This window comes from Pseudomonas asiatica (genome assembly GCF_009932335.1).
Lineage (GTDB): Bacteria > Pseudomonadota > Gammaproteobacteria > Pseudomonadales > Pseudomonadaceae > Aquipseudomonas > Aquipseudomonas asiatica.
Genome location: NZ_BLJF01000001.1, coordinates 2,977,864 through 3,004,460, shown reverse-complemented (window position 1 = coordinate 3,004,460; position 26,597 = coordinate 2,977,864). Strand labels below are relative to the sequence as shown.

At 62.8% G+C, this 26,597-nt stretch carries 26 protein-coding genes; 8 read left to right on the top strand and 18 right to left on the bottom strand.

Annotated features, from left to right (window positions below):
• The first annotated feature begins 6 nt into the window (after positions 1-6).
• Positions 7-2,256, top strand: a complete 2,250-nt coding sequence (locus tag GYA95_RS13940; RefSeq protein WP_161551476.1) for an Orn/Lys/Arg family decarboxylase — start codon at positions 7-9, stop codon at positions 2,254-2,256.
• On the opposite strand, the gene GYA95_RS13935 is transcribed toward GYA95_RS13940, so the two are convergent.
• Entirely contained in the window at positions 2,240-2,458 is a 219-nt protein-coding gene (locus GYA95_RS13935; RefSeq protein WP_015271061.1) for a hypothetical protein, read from the bottom strand. The two genes, GYA95_RS13940 and GYA95_RS13935, sit on opposite strands and share 17 nt — an antisense overlap.
• A gap of 157 nt (positions 2,459-2,615) precedes the next feature.
• On the opposite strand from GYA95_RS13935, the gene chrR reads away from it, so the two are divergent.
• Positions 2,616-3,173 carry a class I chromate reductase ChrR gene (gene chrR / locus GYA95_RS13930; protein WP_015271060.1) on the top strand — a complete coding sequence of 186 codons (558 nt, stop codon included), beginning with the start codon at positions 2,616-2,618 and terminating at the stop codon, positions 3,171-3,173.
• A gap of 142 nt (positions 3,174-3,315) precedes the next feature.
• Here chrR and GYA95_RS13925 read toward each other — a convergent pair whose 3' ends face one another.
• Entirely contained in the window at positions 3,316-5,382 is a 2,067-nt protein-coding gene (locus GYA95_RS13925; RefSeq protein ID WP_015271059.1) for a TonB-dependent receptor family protein, read from the bottom strand.
• 220 nt (positions 5,383-5,602) lie between these two features.
• On the opposite strand from GYA95_RS13925, the gene GYA95_RS13920 reads away from it, so the two are divergent.
• Genes GYA95_RS13920 through GYA95_RS13910 form a run of 3 tightly spaced genes read left to right on the top strand, consistent with a single transcriptional unit; the run spans position 5,603 to position 6,565 of the window.
• A complete protein-coding gene (locus GYA95_RS13920) occupies positions 5,603-5,851 on the top strand; it encodes a helix-turn-helix domain-containing protein (protein ID WP_003261017.1) in 249 nt (82 codons plus the stop codon).
• A gap of 11 nt (positions 5,852-5,862) precedes the next feature.
• A complete protein-coding gene (locus tag GYA95_RS13915) occupies positions 5,863-6,210 on the top strand; it encodes a head completion/stabilization protein (protein ID WP_015271058.1) in 348 nt (115 codons plus the stop codon).
• On the top strand, positions 6,203-6,565 hold the full coding sequence (locus tag GYA95_RS13910) for a hypothetical protein (RefSeq protein ID WP_015271057.1): 363 nt from the start codon (positions 6,203-6,205) through the stop codon (positions 6,563-6,565). The genes GYA95_RS13915 and GYA95_RS13910 overlap by 8 nt, the downstream gene beginning before the upstream one ends.
• Here the strand turns inward: GYA95_RS13910 and GYA95_RS13905 are convergent.
• The gene (locus GYA95_RS13905; RefSeq protein ID WP_003261013.1) at positions 6,562-6,954 is read right to left on the bottom strand and encodes a helix-turn-helix domain-containing protein; all 393 of its coding nucleotides are present in this window, start codon (positions 6,952-6,954) and stop codon (positions 6,562-6,564) included. The genes GYA95_RS13910 and GYA95_RS13905 overlap by 4 nt on opposite strands.
• Before the next feature lie 200 nt (positions 6,955-7,154).
• Here GYA95_RS13905 and GYA95_RS13900 point away from each other — a divergent pair, with 200 nt between their 5' ends.
• Entirely contained in the window at positions 7,155-7,418 is a 264-nt protein-coding gene (locus tag GYA95_RS13900) for an Ogr/Delta-like zinc finger protein (RefSeq protein WP_023662582.1), read from the top strand.
• Between the two features lie 78 nt (positions 7,419-7,496).
• Here the strand turns inward: GYA95_RS13900 and nuoN are convergent, their stop codons facing one another.
• From nuoN to GYA95_RS13830, 14 genes are all read right to left on the bottom strand, one after another.
• Entirely contained in the window at positions 7,497-8,966 is a 1,470-nt protein-coding gene (gene nuoN / locus GYA95_RS13895) for an NADH-quinone oxidoreductase subunit NuoN (RefSeq protein WP_013973390.1), read from the bottom strand.
• A 7-nt stretch (positions 8,967-8,973) separates the two neighbouring features.
• Complete coding sequence (gene nuoM / locus GYA95_RS13890; RefSeq protein ID WP_015271056.1) at positions 8,974-10,506, bottom strand: NADH-quinone oxidoreductase subunit M; 1,533 nt, start codon at positions 10,504-10,506, stop codon at positions 8,974-8,976.
• Between the two features lie 49 nt (positions 10,507-10,555).
• Positions 10,556-12,409: an NADH-quinone oxidoreductase subunit L gene (gene nuoL / locus GYA95_RS13885; RefSeq protein WP_015271055.1), complete on the bottom strand. Its 1,854-nt coding sequence runs from the start codon at positions 12,407-12,409 to the stop codon at positions 10,556-10,558.
• Complete coding sequence (gene nuoK / locus GYA95_RS13880; protein ID WP_003251446.1) at positions 12,406-12,714, bottom strand: NADH-quinone oxidoreductase subunit NuoK; 309 nt, start codon at positions 12,712-12,714, stop codon at positions 12,406-12,408. The genes nuoL and nuoK overlap by 4 nt, the downstream gene beginning before the upstream one ends.
• A gap of 3 nt (positions 12,715-12,717) precedes the next feature.
• Positions 12,718-13,218 carry an NADH-quinone oxidoreductase subunit J gene (nuoJ, locus tag GYA95_RS13875; protein ID WP_003261007.1) on the bottom strand — a complete coding sequence of 167 codons (501 nt, stop codon included), beginning with the start codon at positions 13,216-13,218 and terminating at the stop codon, positions 12,718-12,720.
• Positions 13,219-13,228: 10 nt separating this feature from the next.
• On the bottom strand, positions 13,229-13,777 hold the full coding sequence (nuoI, locus tag GYA95_RS13870) for an NADH-quinone oxidoreductase subunit NuoI (RefSeq protein WP_003251442.1): 549 nt from the start codon (positions 13,775-13,777) through the stop codon (positions 13,229-13,231).
• An 11-nt stretch (positions 13,778-13,788) separates the two neighbouring features.
• Positions 13,789-14,796, bottom strand: coding sequence for an NADH-quinone oxidoreductase subunit NuoH (gene nuoH, locus GYA95_RS13865; RefSeq protein WP_003251440.1), 1,008 nt, complete (start codon positions 14,794-14,796; stop codon positions 13,789-13,791).
• Positions 14,793-17,507, bottom strand: a complete 2,715-nt coding sequence (gene nuoG / locus GYA95_RS13860; RefSeq protein WP_015271054.1) for an NADH-quinone oxidoreductase subunit NuoG — start codon at positions 17,505-17,507, stop codon at positions 14,793-14,795. Before nuoG ends, nuoH begins: the two co-directional genes overlap by 4 nt.
• A gap of 132 nt (positions 17,508-17,639) precedes the next feature.
• The gene (nuoF, locus tag GYA95_RS13855; RefSeq protein ID WP_015271053.1) at positions 17,640-19,019 is read right to left on the bottom strand and encodes an NADH-quinone oxidoreductase subunit NuoF; all 1,380 of its coding nucleotides are present in this window, start codon (positions 19,017-19,019) and stop codon (positions 17,640-17,642) included.
• The gene (gene nuoE / locus GYA95_RS13850) at positions 19,016-19,513 is read right to left on the bottom strand and encodes an NADH-quinone oxidoreductase subunit NuoE (RefSeq protein WP_003251433.1); all 498 of its coding nucleotides are present in this window, start codon (positions 19,511-19,513) and stop codon (positions 19,016-19,018) included. Before nuoE ends, nuoF begins: the two co-directional genes overlap by 4 nt.
• A 2-nt stretch (positions 19,514-19,515) precedes the next feature.
• Positions 19,516-21,297: an NADH-quinone oxidoreductase subunit C/D gene (gene nuoC, locus GYA95_RS13845; RefSeq protein WP_013973384.1), complete on the bottom strand. Its 1,782-nt coding sequence runs from the start codon at positions 21,295-21,297 to the stop codon at positions 19,516-19,518.
• A 78-nt stretch (positions 21,298-21,375) separates the two neighbouring features.
• On the bottom strand, positions 21,376-22,053 hold the full coding sequence (locus GYA95_RS13840) for a NuoB/complex I 20 kDa subunit family protein (protein ID WP_003251429.1): 678 nt from the start codon (positions 22,051-22,053) through the stop codon (positions 21,376-21,378).
• Positions 22,054-22,062: 9 nt separating this feature from the next.
• Positions 22,063-22,476 (bottom strand): NADH-quinone oxidoreductase subunit A, encoded by a 414-nt coding sequence (locus GYA95_RS13835; protein WP_003251427.1) that lies wholly within the window; start codon positions 22,474-22,476, stop codon positions 22,063-22,065.
• 383 nt (positions 22,477-22,859) lie between these two features.
• Positions 22,860-23,522, bottom strand: a complete 663-nt coding sequence (locus GYA95_RS13830) for a lysoplasmalogenase (RefSeq protein WP_015271052.1) — start codon at positions 23,520-23,522, stop codon at positions 22,860-22,862.
• 746 nt (positions 23,523-24,268) lie between these two features.
• On the opposite strand from GYA95_RS13830, the gene GYA95_RS13825 reads away from it, so the two are divergent.
• Together GYA95_RS13825 and GYA95_RS13820 are read left to right on the top strand one after the other, a co-directional pair.
• Positions 24,269-24,511 (top strand): hypothetical protein, encoded by a 243-nt coding sequence (locus GYA95_RS13825; protein WP_015271051.1) that lies wholly within the window; start codon positions 24,269-24,271, stop codon positions 24,509-24,511.
• A 156-nt stretch (positions 24,512-24,667) separates the two neighbouring features.
• Positions 24,668-24,931: a DUF3077 domain-containing protein gene (locus tag GYA95_RS13820; RefSeq protein WP_015271050.1), complete on the top strand. Its 264-nt coding sequence runs from the start codon at positions 24,668-24,670 to the stop codon at positions 24,929-24,931.
• Positions 24,932-25,160: 229 nt separating this feature from the next.
• Here GYA95_RS13820 and aceA read toward each other — a convergent pair whose 3' ends face one another.
• On the bottom strand, positions 25,161-26,486 hold the full coding sequence (gene aceA, locus GYA95_RS13815) for an isocitrate lyase (protein WP_013973380.1): 1,326 nt from the start codon (positions 26,484-26,486) through the stop codon (positions 25,161-25,163).
• Positions 26,487-26,597 lie beyond the last annotated feature (111 nt).

Here is a 26,597-nt window from a genome sequence, read left to right as displayed (position 1 = left end):
CACCTGATGTACAAGGACCTCAAGTTCCCCATCCTCATCGTGCACCGCGCCATCAAGGTTGACAGCGTCGCTGGCGAGCGTGTGCGGGGCATCGCCGAGGAACTGCGCCAGGACGGCTTTGCCGTCCTCGCCGCCGCCGACCATGCCGAGGCCTGCCTGGTCGCTGCCACCCACCATGGCCTGGCCTGCATGCTGATTGCCGCCGAGGGCGTCGGCGAGAATACCCACCTGCTGCAGAACATGGCCGAGCTGATCCGCCTGGCCCGCCTGCGCGCCCCCAGCCTGCCGATTTTCGCCCTGGGCGAACAAGTAACCCTGGAAAACGCCCCCGCCGAAGCCATGAGCGAGCTCAACCAGTTGCGGGGCATCCTCTACCTGTTCGAAGACACCGTGCCGTTTCTTGCGCGCCAGGTGGCGCGTGCCGCACATATCTACCTGGACGGCCTGCTGCCGCCGTTCTTCAAGGCCCTGGTGCAGCACACCGCGCAGTCCAATTATTCCTGGCACACCCCGGGCCACGGCGGCGGCGTGGCCTATCGCAAAAGCCCAGTGGGCCAGGCCTTTCACCAGTTCTTCGGGGAAAACACCCTACGCTCGGACCTGTCCGTTTCCGTGCCGGAGCTGGGCTCGCTGCTCGATCACACCGGCCCCTTGGCCGAAGCCGAAGCCAGGGCTGCGCGCAACTTTGGCGCCGACCACACCTTTTTCGTCATCAACGGCACCTCCACGGCCAACAAGATCGTCTGGCACGCCATGGTCGGCCGCGACGACCTGGTGCTGGTGGACCGCAACTGCCACAAGTCGGTGGTGCATGCGATCATCATGACCGGTGCCATTCCCCTCTATCTGTGCCCCGAGCGCAACGAACTCGGGATCATCGGCCCGATCCCGCTCAGCGAGTTCAGCCCCGAGGCGATCCAGGCGAAGATCCAGGCCAACCCTCTTGCTTGCGATCGCGGGCAGCGCATCAAGCTGGCGGTGGTGACCAACTCCACCTACGACGGCCTGTGCTACCACGCCGGGCTGATCAAGCAGACCCTGGGCGCCAGTGTCGAGGTGCTGCACTTCGACGAGGCCTGGTTCGCCTATGCGGCATTCCACGAGTTCTTTACCGGGCGCTATGCCATGGGCACGGCCTGCGCGGCAGACAGCCCGCTGGTGTTCAGCACCCATTCCACCCACAAGCTGCTGGCCGCGTTCAGCCAGGCCTCGATGATTCATGTGCAGGACGGGGCCAGGCGCCAGCTGGACCGTGACCGCTTCAACGAAGCGTTCATGATGCACATCTCGACCTCGCCGCAGTACAGCATCCTCGCTTCGCTGGACGTGGCCTCGACCATGATGGAAGGGCCGGCCGGGCGTTCGCTGCTGCAAGAAATGTTCGACGAGGCGCTGAGCTTTCGCCGTGCCCTGGCCAACCTGCGCGAGCACATCGCCGCCGACGACTGGTGGTTCAGCATCTGGCAGCCGCCGAGCGCCGAAGGCATCCACCGCCTGGCCGCGCAGGACTGGCTGCTGCAGCCGGGGGCGGAGTGGCATGGCTTTGGCGAAGTGGCGGATGACTATGTGCTGCTCGACCCGCTGAAGGTGACCCTTGTGATGCCGGGCCTGAGCGCGGGCGGTGCACTGGGCGAGCATGGCATCCCGGCGGCAGTGGTCAGCAAGTTTCTCTGGGAGCGGGGGCTGGTGGTGGAGAAAACCGGCCTGTACAGCTTCCTGGTGCTGTTCTCCATGGGCATCACCAAGGGCAAGTGGAGCACCCTGCTCACCGAGTTGCTGGAGTTCAAGCGCCACTATGACGGCAATACCGCCCTGAGCAACTGCCTGCCGAGCGTGGTGGCTGCCGATGCCTCGCGCTATCAGGGCATGGGCCTGCGCGACCTGTGCGACCAGTTGCATGGCTGCTACCGCGCCAATGCCACGGCCAAGCAACTGAAACGGTTGTTCACGCGCTTGCCGGAGGTAGCCGTGAGCCCGGCCCGGGCCTATGACCAGATGGTGCGCGGTGAGGTGGAGGCGGTGCCGATCGAGGCGCTGCTGGGGCGGGTGGCAGCGGTGATGCTGGTGCCGTACCCGCCTGGTATTCCGTTGATCATGCCGGGGGAGCGGTTTACCGAGGCGACCCGCTCGATAGTCGATTACCTGGCCTTCGCCCGGGCGTTCAACCAGGGCTTCCCAGGTTTCGTCGCCGACGTGCACGGCCTGCAGAATGAAAGCGGCCGCTACACGGTGGACTGCATCAAGGAATGCGAATGATCTCGACGCCGCTGCGCGCCAGTTCGAAGCGGTTTTCACCCAGATGGTTGACCTTGTCGCCGATGGCCAGGCGATAGGTGGTGATGGGCGCGCCCAGCGTGCTGCCGTCGGTTTGCAGGGTCGACTCCTGGAACTCGTGCACGGGGTAGATGCGGCCTTCGGCGTCACGGGCGTGGAATTGGTCGACCATTACTGCTGCCATTTGGGTGGAAACCTCTGAATTACGTGGGAAATGTCTGCAGGCATAGACCGTGTAACAGCGTCGGAAGTTTTCGCCCCGTGGAAAAAAAACCAAGGCGCCGAGGAACGGTCATCTATAACTACAACGTCCCTTTACCCAGCAGAGGTTGGAAATTGCCATGAGCCAGGTGTATTCGGTAGCGGTGGTCGTCGGTAGCTTGCGCAAGGACTCCTACAACCGCAAGGTCGCCCGCGCACTCTCGGAGCTGGCGCCGTCCAGCCTTGCCCTGAAGATCGTGGAGATTGGTGATCTGCCGTTGTACAACGAGGATATCGAGGCCGACGCGCCGGACGCGTGGAAGCGTTTTCGCGACGAGATCCGCCGCAGTGATGCGGTGTTGTTCGTTACCCCGGAGTACAACCGCTCGGTGCCTGGCGGCCTGAAGAATGCCATCGATGTAGGCTCGCGGCCCTACGGGCAAAGCGCCTGGAGTGGCAAGCCGGCGGCGGTGGCCAGTGTGTCGCCGGGGGCCATTGGTGGCTTCGGCGCCAACCATGCCGTGCGCCAGTCGCTGGTGTTTCTGGACATGCCGTGCATGCAGATGCCCGAGGCCTACATTGGCGGCGCGGCTAGCCTGTTCGAGGATTCGGGCAAGCTCAATGACAAGACCCGGCCGTTCTTGCAGGCGTTTATTGACAAGTTCGCTTCCTGGGTGAAGTTGAACAGGGCGGTTTGATTCGCGATCGTTGAATGGACGGTCTCTTTGTAGGAGCAGCCTTGTGCTGCGAAGAGGCCGGTACAAATCACACATCAATAGGATCTGTACCGGCCTCTTCGCAGCACAAGGCTGCTCCTACAGAAGCGGAGCGCGGCATGTTCTAGCGGAAGCTGTAGGAAACCCCGGCATACACGCCAAAGCCTTCGCCTGGCGTCGAACGGGCCTCATCCTTTCCGGCATCGTTGTAGCCAGGTGTCACCGTCGCCGCATAACGCTTGTTGGTCAGGTTGCGCAGGTCCAGCCAGGTCTGCCAGTCCTGCTTCGGTGAATCCCAGCCCAGGCGTGCGCCGAGCAAGGCATATTCATCGGCGTGGTAACTGTTGGCGTAGTCCACCTGCACCTTCGACGCCATCTGCGTGTTCACCCCGGCGTAGAAACCGCTCGGCCAGTCATAGCGCAACTCGGCCTGGTAGTAGTGCATGGGGATGCCCGGCAGGCGGTTATCGCCGAACTTGTCGTCATCGCGGTAGTGGAAGTCACTGAAGGTGTAGGCCTGGCGCAAACTCAGCCTGCCAGTACCGGCGCGTTCCCACAGGGTACTGTCGAGGCCGGCTTCCACGCCCTGGTGCACGGTGGCGCTGGCGTTGAATTCCTTGGCCGGAGCGCCTTGCACGATCTCAACCGCCAGCAATTCATGGCGAACCTGCGAGTAGTACCACGCCAGGTCCCAATGCCCCAATGCCGATTCGCCGCGTGCACCCATTTCCAGTGTGGTGGCCGTCTGGTTTTGCATCTCGATCGGTTGGTTGGCTGTGGGCGCACTCCAGATCAGGGCCCAGGGATGGGGTGGTTCGACCGAGCGGCTCAGGTTGCCGTACACCTGCAAGTCCGGGCTGATGTCATAGCGCAGCCCCAGGCGTGGTGCATAGTCCCAGTCATGCTGGCTCACTTTGCCGCCCCCGGCAGGGTGGTAAGTGACATCACTTTCACGGCGGGTATAGATCATCGCCAGGCCAGTGGTCAGCCACAGGTTCGGTACCAGCTCCAGGTCATTGCCCACATGCAGCACGGTGTCCGAGCCCTGGTAGGTGAAGTCACGGATGCGCTCACCGAACACGTCGCCATTACGGGTGAACTGTGAAGCACCGCTGTTGGGCAGATGTTTGGTGGTGCGCCAGCCGACGGTGGTCTTGCTCTCGTGGCCGAACAAAGTGTCACGGCGGAAGTAGTTCAAGGTGCCGCTCACATCGGTATAGGCCACCTTCAGGCGCATCGGGCCTTCGCGCAGGTCCATCGGGTAGTCGTGGTAGACCAGGCCAGCTTCCAGGAGCGCATCGTCGTCGAGGTAGAAGGTGGTCTTGTTGCCCACCCAGGTACTGCCCGGTTGCGGGCGGCTGTCGTCGCGGGCCAGGTAGGCCGGGTTCGCGGCGCGGGGGTGGTGCTTGATCTGTTCCTTGGTCAGGCGCCCGGCCAACTCGTTCTCGGTTTCCCGGTAGCGCAGGTAGAAGCGGGTTTCCAGGTTCGGGTTGAAGCGGTAGCCGACATTGGCCGCCACACCCTTGGCACTGCCGCTGCTGTGCGCCTGGTAGCCGTCATATTCCGAATCGGTCAGGGCCACGTAGTAGTCGAGGTTGCCCAGTACCTGCCCCGAGCTGATGTGCCGATGCTGGTAGCCGCGGCTGCCGACTTCGTAGCGCACCTGCAGCGGCGCGGCGTCGTAGCCGGTGTGGGTGACGTAGTTGATCGCACCGCCCAGGGCGAGGGAACCCTGGTCGAAGCCGTTGGCGCCGCGCAGCACTTCGGCACGGCTAAGCCACAGCGGCTCGAACAGCTCGTAGGGCGTGCCGCCCGGGCCGGTCAGGGGCAGGCCATCGAACATCGTGTACACCCCGGAACCGTGGGCCCCCGGTGCGCGGTTGATGCCCGAACCGCGGATCGACAGTTTGATGCCATCGTTGCCCGCCGATTGGGCGAATACCCCGGGCTGGTAGGCCAGTACATCCTGGTTGCTGGCAACCCGGCCTTGTCCCACGCGCTGCATGTCCACCAGGTTGCTTGCGCCCGGCACTTCGTGCAGGCGTTCGCTGGCTGCAGTCAGGTCGTTCTGCTCCTCATCGGTAATCAGCACCTGGCCCAACTCGACCGGAGGTGCCGCCAGGGCGGGCTGGGAGGCAGCGAAAGCAGCCAGCAGGCCGAGGCAGGATGGTGGGGGCAAAACGCAACGCATTGTACGACTCCAGGCGAAAGGCGAATGGACAACGGCGTTGAGACGAGCGAAATGCCGCTTGGAGCACGAGGAAAGTCGACAAATATCGCGCAACCTTCGTCAGACGGTTTTGTACGAAAGTTCTTTACAAGCCGCAGCGATGGAGCAGGGCGACCTGCGCTTCGTAAGGTGATTGCAGACCGGCAGCGATGCCTCGCTCAATCACCCGTGGAGTTCAAACATGACTGACAACGCACGACACTCGCAGCAACCCCTGGCGGACGCCCCGGTTCGCCTGACGCCACGTGAACGGCAAGTGCTGTTGTGGTGTGCCTACGGAAAGAGCTCGTGGGAGATTGGCCAGATCCTGGAATGCAAGGAATCGACGGTGAACTTCCATGTGTCGAACATCCTGCGCAAGTTCGATGTGCCCACGCGGGTGGCTGCGGTGATCAAGGCCATTCGCTACGGCATGCTGGCCGAGCAGTGAGGGGGTGAAGCATGGGCAACGATCCTCGGTTACGGCGTTTTGCCGATTGCCATGACCCCTTCTGGCCACGGGTGGAACTGGACAGGCTGCGTGAGCGCCTGAACCTGAAGCGGCCTGTCAGTGAGGCTGTGCTGGAAGTGGCCGCACGCTGCGCTGCCATCGACGCGGCACGCGAATTTGCGCGCTGGCGCGCGGTGTTGCGAGAACGGGGCTACAAGCGCCTCGAGGATGTGGCCGGGCATGACCACGGGCGTGCATTGCGGGTGTGCTACATCCGCTTTGTCGAAGCCGCGGTCATGCGTAACCTGGGCTCGACCGCCTACCTGCCCGCCGCACACCGAGGGGCTGCCCATGACTGAAAAATCTGTTGTCGACAGCCTGGCCCCGGCGCTGGTGGAGTTGCTGGGCGTGGATGGCAATGTCCTGTTCGCTGCGCTGCTGGGGGCTTTGCTGGTGAGTGCGGCGCGCGACCGCTTGATCACCAACACGGCCAGGCGCCTGACGCTGGGCAAGAAACTCTTGTTGGTGTTCGTGACCGTGGGGGTTGGCCATCTGTTCGAGCCGCTGGTTTCGTCACTGGTGCCCTTGCTGAGCCGTGGCATGGCGGGGTTCGTGGCTGCCGTGGTGGTGATCCCCATCAGCCTCAAGGTGATGGTCTGGCTGGATACGCTGGACCCGCGTGAACTCATCCAGCGCTGGCGCCGCCGGGGCTAGCCGCTGGCGGCATTGGGCGAGCGACTGGTCAGCGCGCTCAATTGCCGCTCCAGCTGCTGGATGCGTTGCTTGTCCTGAACCAGCAGGAGAACGGCTTGGCGATCGGCAAGCGACAGGGTGCGCAGGCGCGCGAGCATGTCCTGTTCCCAGCCTTCGTCGTCCAGGCCTGCGCGATGTCGTTCGGGTTCACCCAGCAGAAGCCAGTCCAGTGAGCATGCATACTGCCTGGCGATGTCTATGCAAAGTGAATAAGGAATGCTGTCGCGCACCTTCCAGCTGCTCAATGTCTGCGGGCTGATCGAGAGCGCTCTGGACAGCTCGGCGTCAGATTCCGTAGCGGTCAGAAGCTTCAGCCTGGTCAGCACCGAAGCAAGTACGTGGGTACTCATAACAAATATCCATGACTGGTTTAATGATATTCCATGGGCTTAAACTACTCGTTATGAATACAGCCCTGCGTTTTAAGGAGCATTCCTGCAATGAGAAGCATCAAACTGAAGAATACACCTATATATGCAGCCAATACTGACAAAACCGGACGACTATTCTCACAGAAGGTAAGCCCGAACAATGCTTGCAGGTACTTGCCGTGAGTACATACAAGCTGGTTTGCCCGCATTGCCACAGCCGGATGCGTATACGCACCAGTGAAGGGCGTCATATTTTCCTGCGGATCGCCTATTTGCAATGCACCAACGAGGCCTGTGGCTGGTCGGTGCGTGCCGAGTTCGAGATGACCCATGAGCTCTCGCCCAGCGGCATGCCCAACCCGGAAGTGTACCTGCCTTCGGCCAACGGTGATTTACGCAAGGCAGCGCTGCCGGGGGCCGTCCAGGACAATCCTGGTGAATAAGCCTTCATGCTCACGGATAAAAGCGTGCAGATAAAAAAACACCCCGCATAAGCGGGGTGTCTTGTTTTGCCGAGGCGATCAGCCGATCAGTTGCAGGCCGGCTTGCTGGACCATTTCCAGCAGCGGTTGCGGGTACACACCCAGCACGAAGGCGAGAATGGCGATGGCCAGCAGCATGACGCCGCCGGTGCGCTGTTCCCACTTCAGCGGGGCGTCGTGGCGACGCAGGTTCGGCTCGACCAGGTACAGGGTGACCATGACGCGCAGGTAGTAGTAGACGCCGATGGCGCTACCGATCACCAGGGCACCGACCAGCCACCACAGGTGCGACTCGACGCCAGTGGCAATGATGTAGAACTTGCCGATGAAGCCGGCGGTCAGCGGGATACCCGCCAGCGACAGCATCATCACGGTCAGTACCGCAGTCAGGTACGGACGGCGCCAGAACAGGCCGCGGTACTCGTACAATGCATCGGCGTCACGGCCGCCGTAAGGCGAGGACATCAGGGTGATGACACCGAATGCGCCCAGGCTGGTGATCACGTAGGTGACCAGGTACACGCCCATGGCTTCCAGGGCCAGGCCCTTGCTGGCGACCAGGGCGATGACCAGGTAACCGAAGTGGGCGATGGACGAGTAACCGAGCAGGCGCTTGAGGTTGCTCTGGGTAAGTGCCAGCAGGTTGCCGATCAGGATCGAGGCCACGGCAATCACCGCCAGTACGGTGCTCAGCGCGCCGCTGCTGGCAGCAGGGGAGAGCATGAACAGACGCACGACAACGGCGAACACCGCAACCTTGCTGGCGGTTGCCAGGAAGGCGGCGACCGGTGCCGGGGCGCCTTCGTACACGTCCGGGGTCCACAGGTGGAACGGTACCAGCGACAGTTTGAAGGCCAGGCCGACCAGCATCATGCCCAGGCCCAGCTGGGCCACCAGGCTTGGCATGCTGGTGGCGGCCAGGGCCTTGCCGATCTGGTCGAAGCTCAGGCTGCCGGCGTCGGCGTACAGCAAGGCCATGCCGAACAGCAGGAAGGCCGAGCCTGCGGCCGACAGCACCATGTACTTGATGCCGGCTTCCAGCGAGCGCTTGTTGAAGAAGGCATATGCTACCAGGCCATAGACCGGTACTGACAGCAGCTCCAGGCCGATGAACAGGCCGGCCAGGTGGTTGGCGCTGACCAGCACCAGGCCACCGAGGGCCGACATCAGCAGCAGCAGGTACAGTTCTTCACGGTTGCCCGGGAAACCCTTGGAGCCTTCACCGAGGTAGGCGTGGGCAAGGGTGACGCAGGCTAGCGTCGCCACCAGGATGATCGCCATGTACAGGCAGGCGAACTTGTCGATGGTGATCAGCGGGGTGACCGCCAGCGGCGCAACCTTCAGCGCCGGCAGGATCGACAGCAGGGCCAGGTTGAGGCCCACGGTGGACAGCAGGAAGGTCTGCGAGTGGTTGCGCTTCCAGGCGATCGCCAGCATCACCACCACCGTGGTGATGGTGGTGATCAGCATCGGCGCCAATGCGATGAAGTGTTGAGTGGTGAATTCCATAGCGCTCTTACCGGGCCGAAGCGAGTTGAGTGAAAGCGGAACCGAGCCACTGCTGCACACCACTCATGGTGGCGGCAGAGGTGTCGAGGAACGGCTGCGGATACACGCCCAGCAGGATCAGCAGTACCGCCAGACCCAGGACCATGATCAGTTCGCGTCCGTCCATGCCGGCCAGCACGGTGTCGGTCTTGGCCGGGCCGAAGTAGGCGCGGTGGATCATGATCAGCGAGTACACCGAACCGAACACCAGGCCAGTGGTGGCGATCACGGTGATCCAAGGCACGCTGGCGAAGCTGCCGATCAGGATCAGGAACTCGCCGACGAAGTTGCCTGTACCGGGCAGGCCCAGGGAGGCGGCGGCGAAGAACAGGCTGATGGCTGGCAGGTAGGCGATGCGGTGCCACAGGCCACCCATCTGGCGCATGTCACGGGTGTGCAAGCGCTCGTACAGCTGGCCGGCCAGGATGAACAGCGCGGCAGCGGACAGGCCGTGGGCCAGCATCTGGATCACCGCGCCTTGCAGGGCCTGCTGGCTGCCGGAATAGATACCGATCAGCACGAAGCCCATGTGCGAGACGCTGGAGAAGGCGACCAGGCGCTTGATGTCGGTTTGCGCAAAGGCCAGGAAGGCACCGTAGAAGATACCGATCAGGCCCAGGGTCATGGCGATTGGCGCAAACTCGGCCGAAGCGTTCGGGAACAGCGGCAGGGCGAAGCGCAGCAGGCCGTAGGCCGCAGTCTTCAGCAAGATACCGGCCAGGTCCACGGAACCTGCGGTCGGTGCCTGGGCGTGAGCGTCAGGCAGCCAGGAGTGGAACGGCACCACCGGCAGCTTCACCGCGAAGGCGATGAAGAAGCCCAGCATCAGCAGGTATTCGGTACCGGCTGGCAGTTCGGCCTTGAGCAGGTCGCTGTAGTTGAAGGTGATCACGCCGGTGTTGGTGTAGTTGACCAGCACCAGGCCGAGGATCGCCACCAGCATGATCAGGCCGCTGGCCTGGGTGAAGATGAAGAACTTGGTCGCCGCGTAGATCCGGGTCTTCTTGCCGTCCGACGAGCTGTGACCCCAGAGCGCGATGAGGAAGTACATCGGCACCAGCATCATTTCCCAGAAGAAGAAGAACAGGAACAGGTCCAGCGCCAGGAACACACCGACCACGCCGCCAAGGATCCACATCAGGTTGAGGTGGAAGAAGCCGACGTGACGCTGGATCTCTTTCCAGGAACACAGTACCGACAGCACACCGAGCAGGCCGGTGAGCAGGATCATCAGCAGCGACAGGCCGTCGAGGGCCAGGTGGATGCTGATGCCGAAACGCTGGATCCACTGGACTTTGTATTCCAGGGCCCAGGCAGGCTCGGCGCCCGGAGCGGGGGCCAGGGTGTAGTCGCCGTTACCCCACAGCCACAGGCCGATGCCGAGCAGAAGGGACATGGTCAGCAGCGCGATCCAGCGCGGCAGGGTGGCGCCGAAGCGCTCACCCAGCCAGCACAGGAAGCCGCCGATGAAGGGGATCAGGATCAGCCAAGGCAAAATCATGACGGGTTCGTTTCCTTTTGCAGGGTCGCAAGGTTCGCAAGGTTCATGGTCATACCGCGGCCACTACCACAGCGCCGAGTACCAGCACTGCGCCAACGGCGATCGAAGCGGTGTACCAGCGCAGCTGGCCGGTCTCGGTCTTGCTCATGGCGACGTGGCCGCCGCGAGCCAGGCGAGGAATCAGGCCGATGCTGCGGTCAACCGGATCCTTGCGCAGGATGTGGCTGATCAGCAGGTAAGGTTTGACGAACAGCTTGTCGTAGATCCAGTCGAAGCCCCAGGCGGCGAACCACCAGGCCGACAGGACACGACCGATACCGCTGTTGGCGACGGCGCTGACGAAGCGGCGCTTGCCCAGGAACAGCAGGGCCGACAGCAGGATACCGGCGATGGCGATGGCGCCCGAAGTGATCTCCAGCGCGTGCTTGGCTTCGCCACCGGCGTGGCCGGCGCTTTCAGGCAGCACACCTGCCAGCGGCGGGGTGATCCAGGCGCCGACGAAGGTCGACAGCACGATCAGCACGCCCAGCGGCAGCCAGTGGCTGATGCCGTGGCCAGCGTGGGCTTCGGTCTTGGCTTCGCCGTGGAAGGCGATGAAGATCAGGCGGAAGGTGTACAGCGAGGTCATGAACGCACCGACCAGGCCGGCGTACAGCAGGCCGGTGTTGCCGCTGGCGAAGGCTTCCCAGAGGATCTCGTCCTTGGAGTAGAAGCCCACGGTCACGATCGGCAGGGCAGCCAGGGCAGCGCCACCGACCACGAAGCTGGCGTAGGCCAGCGGCAGTTTCTTCCACAGGCCGCCCATCTTGAAGATGTCCTGCTCGTGGTGGCAGGCAACGATCACCGCACCGGAGGCAAGGAACAGCAGGGCCTTGAAGAAGGCGTGGGTCATCAGGTGGAAGATCGCCGCGTCCCAGGCGCCAACGCCCAGGGCCAGGAACATGTAGCCGATCTGGCTCATGGTCGAGTAGGCGAGGATACGCTTGATGTCGGTCTGCACCAGCGCGGCGAAGCCGGCCAGTACCAGGGTCACGCCACCGACCACCCCTACCAGGTGCAGGATGTCCGGCGCCAGCAGGAACAGGCCGTTGGTACGGGCGATCAGGTACACGCCCGCGGTCACCATGGTTGCCGCGTGGATCAGCGCGGAGACCGGAGTAGGGCCGGCCATCGCGTCGGCCAGCCAGGTCTGCAGTGGCAGCTGGGCCGATTTACCGACCGCACCACCCAGCAGCATCAGGGTTGCCAGCACCATCCAGGTGTCGCCAGCCTGGAACTTCTGCGGTGCCAGCACCAGCAGTTCCTGCACGTTCAGGGTACCCAGCTGGACGAACAGGATGAACAGGCCGATGGCCATGAACACGTCGCCGATACGGGTGACGATGAATGCCTTGAGTGCCGCGTTACCGTTGTTGCGGTTGCTGTAGTAGAAACCGATCAACAGGTACGAGCACAGGCCCACGCCTTCCCAGCCGAAGTAGATGAACAGCAGGTTGTCGCCCAGCACCAGGAACAGCATGCTGGCGATGAACAGGTTGGTGTACGCGAAGAAGCGCGAGTAACCGGCTTCGCCACGCATGTACCAGGAAGCGAACAGGTGGATCAGGAAGCCGACACCGGTGACAACGCCGAGCATGGTGACCGACAGGCCGTCCAGGTACAGGGTGAAGTTCGGCGCGAAGCCGTCCACCGACATCCACTGCCACAGCAGCTGGCTGTACCCGCCGCCTTCAGGCGGGGCGACATTGAATTGCCAGATGACGTAGGCGGCGGTGGCGGCCGAAAGGCCTACCGAGCCGACGCCGATCAGGGCGGACAGGTTCTCCGAGAACCGCCCGCGCGAGAACGACAGCAGCAGGAAGCCGACGAGGGGGAAGACGAAAGTCAGGAAGAGAAGGTTCATCCGCGCATCTCACTGGCAGCATCGATGTCGAGAGTGTGGAAGCGGCGATACAGCTGCAGCAGGATGGCCAGGCCAATACTGGCCTCGGCGGCTGCCAGGCTGATCACCAGAATGAACATCACCTGGCCATCGGGCTGGACCCAACGGGCACCGGCGACGACGAACGCCAGGGCAGAGGCGTTCATCATGACTTCCAGGCTCATGAGCACGAAGAGGATGTTGCGGCGGACCATCAGGCCAACCAGACCTAAGCAGAACAGGATGCCGGCGACCGCCAGACCATGCTCGAGAGGGATAGCACCCATGATTTACTCCTTCGCCTCGTTGCGGCCCAGGTGGAAGGCGGTGACGGCCGCGGCCAGCAGCAGCATCGAAGCCAGTTCGACCACCAGCAGGTAAGGGCCGAACAGGCTGATGCCGACTTCTTTCGGGCCCACGGTGGTACCGCTGATGCCGGCGCCGCTCGGGGTGACGAACAGCACGTACAGCAGCTCCAGCAGCAGCAGGGCGGCGAGGATCACCGGCCCGGCCCAGATACCGGGCTTGAGCCAGCCCCGTTCCTGGGCGACCGAAGCCGGCCCGAGGTTGAGCATCATCACCACGAACACGAACAGCACCATGATGGCGCCGGCGTAGGCGATCACTTCCAGGGCGCCGGCGAACGGCGCACCCAGGGCGAAGAAGATCATGGCCACGGAAATCAGCGAAATGATCAGGTAAAGCAAGGCGTGCACGGGGTTGGTGCCGGTCACCACCCGAAGGGTGGAGACCACGGCGATCCCGGATGCGAAGTAGAAAGCGAATTCCATCTTTCTGTCCTTATGGGAGCAAGCTCTTCACGTTGATCGGCTCGGCTTCGTTCTGTGCAGAGCCCTTCGGCTTGCCAGCGATTGCCATGCCGGCAACACGGTAGAAGTTGTAGTCAGGGTTCTTGCCGGGGCCGGAGATCAGCAGATCTTCTTTCTCGTACACCAGGTCCTGACGCTTGAACTCGGCCATTTCGAAATCCGGAGTCAGCTGGATCGCGGTGGTCGGGCACGCTTCTTCACACAGGCCACAGAAGATGCAGCGCGAGAAGTTGATGCGGAAGAACTCCGGATACCAGCGGCCGTCCTCGGTCTCGGCCTTCTGCAGCGAGATGCAGCCGACCGGGCAGGCCACCGCGCAGAGGTTGCACGCTACGCAGCGCTCCTCGCCATCGGGGTCGCGGGTAAGGACGATGCGGCCGCGGTAGCGCGGCGGCAGGTACACGGGTTCTTCGGGGTACTGCAGGGTGTCGCGCTTGCGGAACCCGTGGGAGAACACCATTGCCAGGCTGCGCAGCTGGGTGCCGGTGCCCTTAACGATGTCGCCGATATACTTGAACATGGGTCAAATCCTCACTGGGCCGCGACGGCTGGCGTGTTGTAGAGCACGATCGCAGCGGTCACCAGCAAATTGATCAGGGTCAGCGGCAGGCAGAACTTCCAGCTGAAGTCCATCACCTGGTCATAGCGTGGGCGCGGGATCGATGCGCGCAGCAGGATGAACAGCATGATGAAGAACGCGGTCTTCAGCGCGAACCACAGGAACGACAGTTGCGGCAGGATGCCGAACGGGCCGTGCCAGCCGCCGAAGAACAGGGTTACCAGCAGCGCCGAGATGAGGATGATGCCGATGTACTCACCGACGAAGAACATGCCCCATTTCATGCCGGCATACTCGATGTGGTAGCCGTCGGCCAGTTCCTGTTCCGCTTCGGGTTGGTCGAACGGGTGACGGTGAGTCACGGCGACGCCAGCGATGAAGAAGGTACAGAAGCCGAAGAACTGCGGAATGATGAACCACAGGTTCTGGGCCTGGTATTCAACGATGTCGCGCATGTTGAACGAACCCACCTGCACCACCACGCCCATCAGCGCCAGGCCCAGGAACACTTCGTACGACACGGTCTGTGCCGAGGCGCGCAAGCTGCCCAGCAGGGCGTACTTGTTGTTCGACGACCAGCCGGCGAACAGCACCGCGTAGACCGACAGGCCGGCCATGGCGAAGAAGAACAGCAGGCCGATGTTCAGGTCGGCGACGCCCCAGGTCGGGGTGATCGGGATGACCACGAAGGCGATCAGCAGGGCGCTCATGGCCACTACCGGTGCCAGGGTGAAGATCACGCGGTCGACGAAGGGCGGGTTCCAGTCTTCCTTGAAGAACATCTTCAGCATGTCGGCAGCGATCTGGAACATGCCGAACGGGCCGACGCGGTTCGGACCGTAACGGTCCTGCCACCAGCCCAGCAGGCGGCGCTCGACGAAGCTGAGCAGCGCGCCGCAGACCACCACCGCCAGCAGGACCACGATGGCCCGCAGCACGGTCAGGATCACATCGATCACTTCGGGGGTGAACCAGCTCATTGTGCTGCCTCCTGCAGACCTTCGACGGATGCACCGAAGATGGCAGGCGGAATGCCGGCCAGGCCTTTCGGCAACGCGACCAGGCCAGCGCCCAGCTCTTCATTGATACGCAGCGGCAGGCGCAGAGCCACACCGGCAACGTTCAGGCTCAGCAGGGCACCGTCGTTGACGCCCAGGCGATCGGCTTCGGACTTGGCCAGGGCCACGTAGGCTGCCGGGATGCGCTCTTGTACCGGTGCGGCGCGCGAGGAGCTTTCTTCGCTGCCGAACAGGTGGAAGAACGGCACGGCAGTCCAGGTACCACGGGCCGGGTTGAAGGCGCCCGGAATGGTATTGAACCAGTGCAGGCGGTCGCCTTGCGGTTCGATCAGGCGTACGCCCGGGTCACCTGCACGCAGGTGGCCACCGACCTCGTCCTGGAACTTGTTCCAGGCTTGCGGCGAGTTCCAGCCCGGCGACCAGGCGAACGGCACTTGCTGACGCGGTTCGGCCGAACCCGAGTAGCCTTCCATGGAGAAGGCGAACGCGGTGTCCTTGTCTTGCGGAGTACGCGGCTCGTGCACGCTGATGTTGGCGCGCATGGCGGTACGGCCGGAGTAGCGCAGCGGCTCACGGGCCAGTTTCATGCCCTTGATGCGGAACGCGGCGCTTGGCGCGGCGTTGACGATACCGGCCAGTTGCGGGGCGGCTTCGGCGCAGGCGCTGGTGACGTGATCCAGCTGGGTCCAGTCGACCGGCTTGTTCAGCAGGGTGGCACGCAGGGCGTGCATCCAGCGCCAGCCTTCGTGGATCTGGATGCTGCTGTCCAGGTATTGCGGGTCGAAGACCTGGAAGAAGCGCTGGGCGCGGCCTTCCTGGCTGACCAGGGTACCGTCGCCTTCGGCGAACGAGGCGGCCGGCAGCACCAGGTGGGCGCGGTCGACAGTCGGGGTTTTCGAGTGGTCGGCAACGATCACTACCTTGGCCGCGGCCAGGGCTGCATCGACCTTGGCGGCCGGTACGCGGGCGTACAGGTCGTTTTCCAGCACGACGATGGCGTCGGCCTTGCCGCTGATGACCGCGTCCAGCGCGGCATCGACCGACTCGCCACCGAGCATGGCCAGGCCGAGGCTGTTGGCTTCAGGCACCACCAGGCTCAGCGAGCCGTTCTTCTCGCGCAGCTTCAGCGCCTTGGCGATGTTGGCGGCGGCTTCGATCAGCGCGGGGTCGGCCAGCGAGGTACCGGCTACGACCAGTGGGCGCTTGGCCGCGACCAGGGCGTCGGCGATGCGCTGGGCCAGGGCTTTCGCTTCGGCGTCCAGGCCTTCGACGGCAGGGGCGCTCGGGTCGATGGCGTGGGCCACGGCGAAACCGATGCGGGCCAGGTCGGCCGGGGCGGCGTGCACGCATTCTTCGGCGACGTCGTCCAGCTTGGTTTCAGCCAGCGAAGCGATGAACAGCGGGTACAGCGCGTGCTGGCCGATATTCTTCACGGCGGCGTCGAGCCACGGCTGCACCTTCATCGCTTCGGCCATGGCCTCGGCCTTGCCCTTGGTGGCCTGGCGCACGGCCAGGGCGACGCGGGCAGCGGTCTGGGTCAGGTCTTCACCGAGCACGAACACGGCGTCGTGGTCTTCGATGTCGCGCAGGGTCGGGACCGGCAGCGGGCTGTTGTTCAGCACGTTCAGGGCCAGGCGTACGCGGGCCAGTTCGCCGGCTTCCATACCCGAGTAGAAGTACTCGGCACCGACCAGCTCACGCAGGCCGTAGTTGCTTTCCAGGCTGGCGCGTGGCGAGCCGATACCGACGATGGTACGTCCGCGCAGCAGGTCGGCGGCCTTGTCCAGGGCGGCGTCCAGGCCAAGCTTGGTGCCGTCGGCCAGGTGTGGCTGGCGTGGGCGATCCTTGCGGTTGACGTAGCCATAGCCGAAGCGGCCACGGTCGCACAGGAAGTACTGGTTTACCGAGCCGTTGAAGCGGTTTTCCACCCGACGCAGTTCGCCGTAGCGCTCGCCCGGGCTGATGTTGCAGCCGCTGGAGCAGCCGTGGCAGATGCTCGGGGCAAACTGCATGTCCCACTTGCGGTTGTAGCGCTCGGAGTGGGTCTTGTCGGTGAACACGCCGGTCGGGCAGACCTCGGTCAGGTTGCCGGAGAATTCGCTTTCCAGCACGCCGTCTTCGACGCGGCCGAAGTACACGTTGTCGTGGGCGCCGTAAACGCCCAGGTCGGTACCACCGGCATAGTCCTTGTAGTAGCGCACGCAACGGTAGCAGGCGATGCAGCGGTTCATCTCATGGGCGATGAACGGGCCGAGGTCCTGGTTCTGGTGGGTACGCTTGGTGAAACGGTAGCGGCGCTCGTTGTGGCCGGTCATTACCGTCATGTCCTGCAGGTGGCAGTGACCGCCTTCCTCGCACACCGGGCAGTCGTGCGGGTGGTTGGTCATCAGCCATTCGACGACGCTGGCGCGGAACGCCTTGGACTCTTCATCGTCGATGGAGATCCAGGTGCCGTCGGAGGCAGGGGTCATGCAGGACATGACGATACGACCGCGGGTGTCGTTCTCGTCGGTGTACTGCTTGACCGCGCACTGCCGGCAGGCGCCAACGCTACCAAGCGCCGGGTGCCAGCAGAAATAAGGGATGTCGAGGCCGAGCGACAGACAGGCCTGTAACAGGTTGTCTGCACCGTTGACTTCGAGCGCTTTGCCGTCTACGTGGATAGTGGCCATTGTTCAAAGTTCTTCGTTGGCCCGCGTGAGCGGGCGTGGCTAATGGAAATCGGTGAGCTTGCGACACGCCACGATTTCTCGGGCCTGCCGGCAAGCTGGCGAGTGGCACGGACCACCCGCCTAATCATCTTGTTATGCGCCGACCACGATCGGCCCGGCCTGGATTGGCTTGGCCAGGTCGGGGCGCAGGGCATCGCCAGCCGCAGCTGGAGCGACACCGGCCTCGAACTCGGACCGGAAGTATTTGATGGCACTGCCCAGCGGCTCGACGGCACCTGGTGCGTGAGCACAGAAGGTACGGCCAGGGCCGAGGAAGTTGACCAGGCCCAGCAGCGTCTCGATGTCTTCGGCGCGGCCCTGGCCTTTCTCCAGTGCGCGCAGCATCTTCACGCTCCATGGCAGGCCGTCACGGCATGGGGTGCACCAGCCGCACGATTCGCGGGCGAAGAACTCTTCCATGTTGCGCAGCAGCGAAACCATGTTGATGCTGTCGTCCACCGCCATTGCCAGACCGGTACCCATACGGGTGCCGACCTTGGCGATGCCGCCGGCGTACATCTGCGCGTCGAGGTGCTCGGGCAGCAGGAAGCCGGTACCGGCGCCACCTGGCTGCCAGCACTTGAGCTTGAAGCCGTCGCGCATGCCGCCGGCGTAGTCTTCGAACAGTTCGCGGGCGGTGACGCCGAAAGGCAGTTCCCACAGGCCCGGGTTCTTCACCTTGCCGGAGAAGCCCATCAGCTTGGTGCCGTGGTCTTCGCTGCCTTCACGGGCCAGCGACTTGTACCAGTCGTTGCCGTTGGCGACGATGGCCGGGACGTTGCACAGGGTTTCGACGTTGTTCACGCAAGTCGGCTTGCCCCACACGCCCACGGCGGCAGGGAAGGGCGGCTTGGAGCGCGGGTTGGCGCGGCGGCCTTCCAGCGAGTTGATCAGTGCGGTTTCTTCACCGCAGATGTAGCGGCCGGCACCGGTGTGCACGAACAGCTCGAAATCGAAACCGCTGCCGAGGATGTTCTTGCCCAGCAGGCCGGCGGCCTTGGCTTCCTCGATGGCGCGGTTCAGGTTCTTCGCTGCGGTGGTGTATTCGCCACGCAGGAAGATGTAGCCACGGTAGGCCTTCAGGGCGCGGGCGCTGATCAGCATGCCCTCTACCAGCAGATGGGGCTGTTGCTCCATCAGCATGCGGTCTTTCCAGGTGTTCGGCTCCATTTCGTCCGCGTTGCACAGCAGGTAGCGGATGTTCATGGATTCGTCTTTGGGCATCAGGCCCCACTTCACGCCAGTGGGGAAGCCTGCACCACCGCGCCCCTTGAGGCCGGAGTCCTTGACGCTTTGCACGATGTCGTCGGCCGACATCTGCGCCAGCGCCTTGCGGGCGGCAGCGTAGCCGTTCTTCGATTCGTACTCGGCAAGCCAGACCGGCTCGCCGTCGTCACGCAGGCGCCAGGTCAGCGGGTGGGTTTCGGCCGTGCGCGCGATGCGGTTGGCCGGGCCGAAGGAAGTAATGGTCATACGTAACCCTCCAGCAATTTGGAAACACCAGCCGGCTGCACGTCACCGAAGGTGTCGTCGTCGATCATCAGCGCCGGGGCCTTGTCGCAGTTGCCCAGGCAGCATACCGGCAGCAGGGTGAAGCGGCCGTCGGCGGTGGTCTGGCCCAGGCCGATGCCCAGTTCGCTTTGAATCTGGCTGACCACGGATTCATGGCCGCCGATGTAGCAGACCATGCTGTCGCACACGCGGATGATGTGGCGGCCGACCGGCTGACGGAAGATCTGGCTGTAGAAGGTGGCGACACCTTCGACGTCGCTGGCCGGGATGCCCAGTACTTCGCCGATGGCGTGGATGGCGCCGTCCGGCACCCAGCCACGTTCCTTCTGGACGATCTTCAGGGCTTCGATGGACGCCGCGCGCGGGTCCTCGTAGTGATGCATTTCGTGCTCGATGGCCGAGCGCTCGGTTTCGCTCAGGGCGAAACGGTCTGTCTGGATAAGCGTGCTGTTCATGCTTAGCGGTCCACGTCAGCCATAACGAAGTCGATACTGCCCAGGTACGCAATGAGGTCGGCGACCATGCTGCCTTTGATCACCGAAGGGATCTGCTGCAGGTGCGGGTAGCTCGGGGTACGGATCCGGGTGCGGTAGCTCATGGTGCCGCCATCGCTCGTCAGGTAGTAACTGTTGATGCCCTTGGTCGCCTCGATCATCTGGAACGACTCGTTGGCCGGCATGACCGGGCCCCACGAGACTTGCAGGAAGTGCGTGATCAGGGTTTCGATGTGCTGCAGGGTGCGCTCTTTCGGCGGCGGCGTGGTCAGCGGGTGATCCGCCTTGTACGGGCCTTCCGGCATGTTGCGCAGGCACTGGTCGATGATGCGGATACTCTGGCGCATCTCCTCGACACGGACCATGCAGCGATCGTAGGCATCGCCGTTGTGGGCCAGCGGTACTTCGAACTCGAAGTTCTCGTAGCCGGAGTAGGGGCGGGCTTTACGCAGGTCGAAGTCGCAACCGGTGGCACGCAGGCCGGCACCGGTGGTACCCCAGGCCAGGGCTTCCTTGGTGTTGTACGCGGCAACGCCGATGGTACGGCCCTTGAGGATGCTGTTCTGCAGGGCGGCCTTTTCGTACTCGTCGAGGCGCTTGGGCAGCCATTCGACGAAGTCCTTGACCAGCTTGTCCCAGCCGCGCGGCAGGTCGTGGGCAACGCCACCGATGCGGTACCAGGCCGGGTGCAGGCGGAAACCGGTGATCGCTTCGATCACGGTGTACGCGCGCTGGCGGTCGGTGAAGGTGAAGAACACCGGGGTCATGGCGCCGACGTCCTGGATGTAGGTACCCAGGAACAGCAGGTGGCTGGTGATACGGAAGAACTCGGCCAGCATCACGCGGATGGTGTCGACCTTCTGTGGCACCTTGATGCCGGCCAGCTTCTCGACCGCGAGCACGTACGGCAGGTTGTTCATTACCCCGCCGAGGTAGTCGATACGGTCGGTGTAGGGGATGAAGCTGTGCCAGGACTGGCGTTCGGCCATTTTTTCGGCGCCACGGTGGTGGTAGCCAATGTCCGGTACGCAGTCGACGATCTCTTCACCGTCCAGCTGCAGGACGATACGGAAGGCACCGTGCGCGGAAGGGTGGTTGGGGCCGAGGTTGAGGAACATGTAGTCCTCGTTGGCGCCCTGGCGCTTCATGCCCCAGGCTTCAGGGTTGAAGCGTGCCGATTCCTCTTCAAGCTGCTGCTTGGCCAGGGTCAGGCTGTAGGGATCGAACTCGGTAGCGCGGGCCGGGTAGTCCTTGCGCAGCGGGTGGCCTTCCCAGGTGGGCGGCATCATGATGCGGCTGAGGTGCGGGTGGCCGGCAAAGTCGATGCCGAACATGTCCCAGACTTCGCGCTCGTACCAGTTGGCGTTCGGCCAGATACCGGTCACGGTCGGCAGGTTCAGGTCGCCTTCGCTGAGCGACACCTTGATCATCACATCGCTGTTACGCTCGATCGACAGCAGGTGGTAGAACACGCTGAAGTCGGCGGCTGGCAGGCCGCGGCGCTGGGTGCGCAGGCGCTCGTCGACGCCGTGCAGGTCGTACAGCATGCTGTACGGTTTGGCTACGCCGCGCAGGAAGCTCAGCACTTCCTTGAGCTGCTCGCGCTTGACCCACAGCACGGGCATGCCGGTGCGGGTTTCCTGGGCGACGAATGCTTCGGCGCCAAAACGGTTGTGCAGTTCGACGACCACATCCTGGTCGTCAGCCTTGTAGGGCGGAATGAAAATAGCGTTGTCCGCTGTCATGGTCTCGGTCGCTTTGGGTCAACGTTAAGAATGAAGCCAGGCCGCCGGCTCCAGGGGAGCGGGCGGCAGGTCGCTGGATCAGACTTCGTCGGGGCTGCGCAGGTTGGTTACTGCAATGCGCTGCTCACGACGCAGGTCTTTCTGGGCTGGCATCTCGGCACGGTAAATACCTTGATCACCAACAACCCAGGAAAGCGGGCGTCGTTCTTGGCCGATCGACTCCTGCAGCAGCATCAAGCCTTGCAGGAAAGCCTCAGGGCGTGGCGGGCAGCCGGGCACATAGACGTCCACGGGGAGGAACTTGTCGACCCCCTGAACGACCGAGTAGATGTCGTACATGCCGCCGGAGTTGGCGCACGAACCCATGGAAATTACCCATTTCGGCTCGAGCATCTGCTCGTACAGGCGCTGGATGATCGGCGCCATTTTGACGAAGCAGGTACCGGCGATGACCATGAAGTCGGCCTGACGCGGCGATGCCCGGATGACTTCGGCGCCGAAGCGGGCGATGTCGTGGGGTGCCGTGAAGGCCGTGGTCATTTCCACGTAGCAGCAGGACAGGCCGAAGTTGTACGGCCAGAGGGAGTTCTTGCGACCCCAGTTGACCGCGCCACGCAGCACATCTTCAAGCTTGCCCATGAAGATGTTCTTGTGGACCTGGTCCTCCAGCAGTTGATCGGTGACGGTTTCCCGTTCACCGACCGGGTACTGCTCGTTGGGCGCATCCGGATCGATTCTGGTGAGATTGTATTGCATGCCAAAGCCTCATTGTTTCAGCTTCGCTTGCCGCTTGCGGCGACCTTCGGGAGCCCAATCAAGTGCCCCGACGCGCCATAGGTAGACAAGACCAGCCAACAGAATTGCTATGAAAACGAGTGCTTCGACGAATCCGGTCCAGCCGCTTTCGCGGACGGACACAGACCATGCAAAGAGAAAGAGGGCTTCGATATCGAAGATCACGAACAGCATCGCGACCAGATAGAATTTGGCGGACAGGCGCAGGCGGGCGCTGCCGACGGGCAGCATGCCGGATTCGAAGGGTTCGTTCTTGGCGCGGCCCCAGGCCTTGCTACCGAGCAGGCTGGAAAGGCCGAGCATGAAGGCGCACAGGCCGACGACACCCAGGAGGAAGATGGCAAAGCCCCAGTTGTGGGCGATGAGTCCTGCCGAATCGGACATGCTAGAGATCCTTATACAGAGACCCAGCTCTGCAGTCTGAAATAAGTGTAGAGCGGCGACCTGGTGTCGCACATGCAGTGACCAAATGTCGCAGCTGAATCAATCGCGCTGATTTTATGGGTAAACCCCGTGCAAGTAAAATTTCTGTAGCAAATTTATTCGTAGGATTAAGTACAAAAGCCGCTTGTAACTGGCTGAAAGCCTTGAGATTCGGGCATTGCGTGCGGTTTTGTTAATTATGTTTCCTGCGAATGGTAACGAATTGCAAGTTTCGAAATGATAATTAATATCATTTGATCTGATGTCTGATATTTCCGTTGTTCTGTGTCTTGTAAAGTTCATCTGGCGATTCCCCCTACTTGCAAATGCAAAAAACGCCTGTTCTAGCAGCTTCTGACGCCGCTTGCCCCGCCCTGGGTCAATACTTTACCGATTGAGCGATGACTGGCTGATGAAGCGATCGCCCATTGGCCGAGCCAGTAGGTGAGGATGATCAGGTACGGCGCGGCGGCGAACGGGCTGACGAAGCGGTCGATACCGATCAGGCTGTCGGAAAGCACGAACAGGCAGGCGCCGAGCGCGGCGAGCCCGCCACAGGCCAGGGCGCGCCAGAGCATGGCGCTGATGGCCAAGGCGTAGAGCACGACCGGGATCAGTAGTGGGCCGAGGCCGCGGCTGGCCAGTACGCCGAGCAGAGTGATGCCGGTGATGCCGCTCAGCAGCAGTGCGGGCAGGGCTGGGCGCAGGGTCTGGCTGCAATAGGCGCGCAGGTAGGCCAGGTGGGCGCAGAGGAAGGCAGCAAGGCCGAACACGAACAGGTCGGCGGGGATGGCCAGCAGGATGTCGCCGAGTACCGAGAGTGCCAGGCCTAGGGTGATCCACTGGCGATAAGGTGTGGCAGGGGTGCTGCGCAGCCAGGCGATCAGGGTCAGTACCGGGATCGGTTTGGCCAGGAGGGCGAGCAAGGTGTTGTCGCTGGCCAGTGCATATATATAGAGGGTGGCGGCGGCCAAGGCGAGAATCATCAGGTGGCTTGGGCGAGGCATGGGCGGTCCTTGCGGCTGGGCTGCCTCAAGCATAGACCTGATCGTGGGTTTTGCCGGTGATGCCTTTGGATTGTGTTGGGGCTGCCATGGGCTTGATGAAAGGAATGTGGCGCCTGTGAGACCGAGCGCCGCCCGCGCGGCGCTTCGCGGGACAAGCCCGCTCCCACATTTGTTGCAACGTGCCGAACCTGTCAGGCCATGGTTGTCAGCCTGGTTGCCCTGGCCTGATTTCTCGACTGGAACTGCTGCCGTCCCATCTGTCTCAAGTCATGCGCCAAGGCGGACAACGCCTCTCCCACAGGCATGGCCACGTTGCAACAAATGTGGGAGCGGGCTTGTCCCGCGAAGCGCCGCGCGGGCGGCGCTCGATCTATGCAACACCGCAAAAACCAAGGCAGGCACCTCGCCGCCCTGACGCAACCGGGCGCAGAACACCTGAGATGTCGGATTTAACCCCTTCCATGTAGGCCATTTCCCAAACATACTCTTGCCGCCTTTTTTCCGTTGCGGCTGCTGTGGCAGCGCTCTAGTCTCGGCGTGCCGTTGCACATCAACGACACGGCTTTGACAGGCCGGAATTGAAAGAAGGTGCACTCGCTTTGCCTCAATGGCGGCTGTGCGTGTGGGCACGCTCGCGTGCGCCGGTCTTTCTTTCTTTCCACCGGTCTGTCAACCCGCGCATAGCTGCCACCCAACCGTTTGACAGCGGGCGGATGGTAGCCAAACAGGAAAGAAAGGAGCGAGTCATGCTGAAAGTTGTCCCCGATCCACCCCACAACCCCCATTCCCTCGAAGACACCCTGATCCAGGCCACCGACTACGCACTGTGCGCGGCGACCGTGGTGCATCAGGCCTTGCTGGTGCAGCCCAAATCACCGGCGTCGATCCTGATGATGACCTCGATGCATGAGCTTGAGGCGCTGCGGGCTTTGCTTGAGTCGGCATTGATCCAGGTGCAGATGCCCGCTGAGCCTCGGACTTTGCACTGAGGCTTGAGTGATGTGTTGTCTGGGCGGGCCTCTTCGCGGGTGAACCCGCTCCCACAGGATCACCACAGTCTTCAAGGCTTGCACAGTCCCTGTGGGAGCGGGTTTACCCGCGAAAGGGCCCGTCCAGGCAGTCGAGAATTTTCAGGGGATTCAAAAATGACCACAGAAGACACCCAATTCACTGTCGGCAAGACCACGTTCTACCAAGGCGAAAACGGCACCCACCCACTGTTCCGCATCGAGTCAGGCATTCCCTGTCGCGACGCCCGCGAGCAGTCTTCGGAATTGATGGGTTACGTGCGCGAACTGACCATCACCGGCCTGATGGATGAGAAACCGATGATGATCTGGGCCGCCCACTATCTGAGCGCGATGGCCAAGGCGCTGATGGATGATGCGGAGCTGGGCATGAAGCACTGAGGTATTGCAGGGCTTCGCGATTGCTTTGTAGGAGCGGCCTTGTGTCGCGAAAGGGCCGCAGAGCGGCCCCAGGATTTAAGCATCGAGGCAAAAAATGCTGGGGCTGCTTTGCAGCCCTTTCGCGACACAAGGCCGCTCCTACAGGTTCCGTGTATTTCTGGGTACAGGCCCAAAAGAAAGGCCCGGGGCTTTAACAAGCCTCGGGCCTTTCTTCAACAGCAACCCACTATCAGTGGAACTGCTCTTCCTCGGTCGAACCGGTCAGTGCAGTCACCGACGATGCGCCACCCTGAATCACGGTGGTCATGTCGTCGAAGTAGCCAGTGCCCACTTCCTGCTGGTGCGCCACGAAGGTGTAGCCTTTGTTGGCGTCAGCGAATTCCTGCTCCTGCAGCTTCACGTAGGCGGTCATGTCGTTGCGGGCGTAGTCGTGCGCCAGATTGAACATGCCGTGCCACATGTTGTGGATGCCGGCCAGGGTGATGAACTGGTGCTTGTAGCCCATTGCCGACAGCTCGCGCTGGAACTTGGCGATGGTCGCGTCGTCCAGGTTCTTCTTCCAGTTGAAGGAAGGCGAGCAGTTGTACGACAGGATCTGGTCCGGATACTCCTTCTTGATCGCTTCGGCGAAGCGGCGGGCTTCGTCCAGGTCCGGCTTGGCGGTTTCGCACCAGATCAGGTCGGCGTACGGCGCGTAGGCCAGGCCGCGGGCGATGGCCTGGTCGAGGCCGGCGCGTACCTTGTAGAAGCCTTCACGGGTGCGCTCGCCAATCACGAACGGCTGGTCGTACGGGTCGCAGTCGCTGGTCAGCAGGTCGGCGGCGTTGGCGTCGGTACGGGCCAGGATGATGGTCGGCACGCCCGATACGTCAGCTGCCAGGCGCGCTGCCACCAGCTTTTGCACGGCTTCCTGGGTCGGTACCAGTACCTTGCCACCCATGTGGCCGCATTTTTTCACCGAGGCCAGCTGGTCTTCGAAGTGCACACCGGCGGCGCCTGCTTCGATCATGTTCTTCATCAGTTCGTAGGCGTTCAGCACGCCACCGAAACCGGCTTCGGCGTCGGCCACGATCGGTGCGAAGTAGTCGATGTAGCCATCGTCACCCGGGTTCTTGCCGGCTTTCCACTGGATCTGGTCGGCGCGGCGGAAGGCGTTGTTGATGCGCTTGACCACGGTCGGTACCGAGTCGACCGGGTACAGCGACTGGTCAGGGTACATGGACTCGGCCGAGTTGTTGTCGGCGGCAACCTGCCAGCCGGACAGGTAGATGGCCTGGATGCCGGCCTTGACCTGCTGCACTGCCTGGCCGCCGGTCAGGGCGCCCATGCAGTTGACGAAATCTTTTTCTGGGCGGAAGGACGGGTGGGCACCTTCGGTGACCAACTTCCACAGTTTTTCTGCACCCAGGCGGGCCAGGGTGTGCTCCGGCTGCAGGGAGCCACGCAGGCGAACGACATCAGCGGCGGTGTAGGTACGGGTCACGCCTTTCCAGCGCGGGTTCTCGGCCCAGTCTTTCTCGAGGGCTGCAATTTGCTGTTCGCGTGTCAGTGCCATGGAAATAAACCTCGTCGCATCGATCTTGGGGTAATTGTGCTGATGCTCGGAGCAGATCAGGAGCTGGCGGCTGTCCTGTTCGCAGGAGTGCGGCGGCGAACGCGAAGGCTC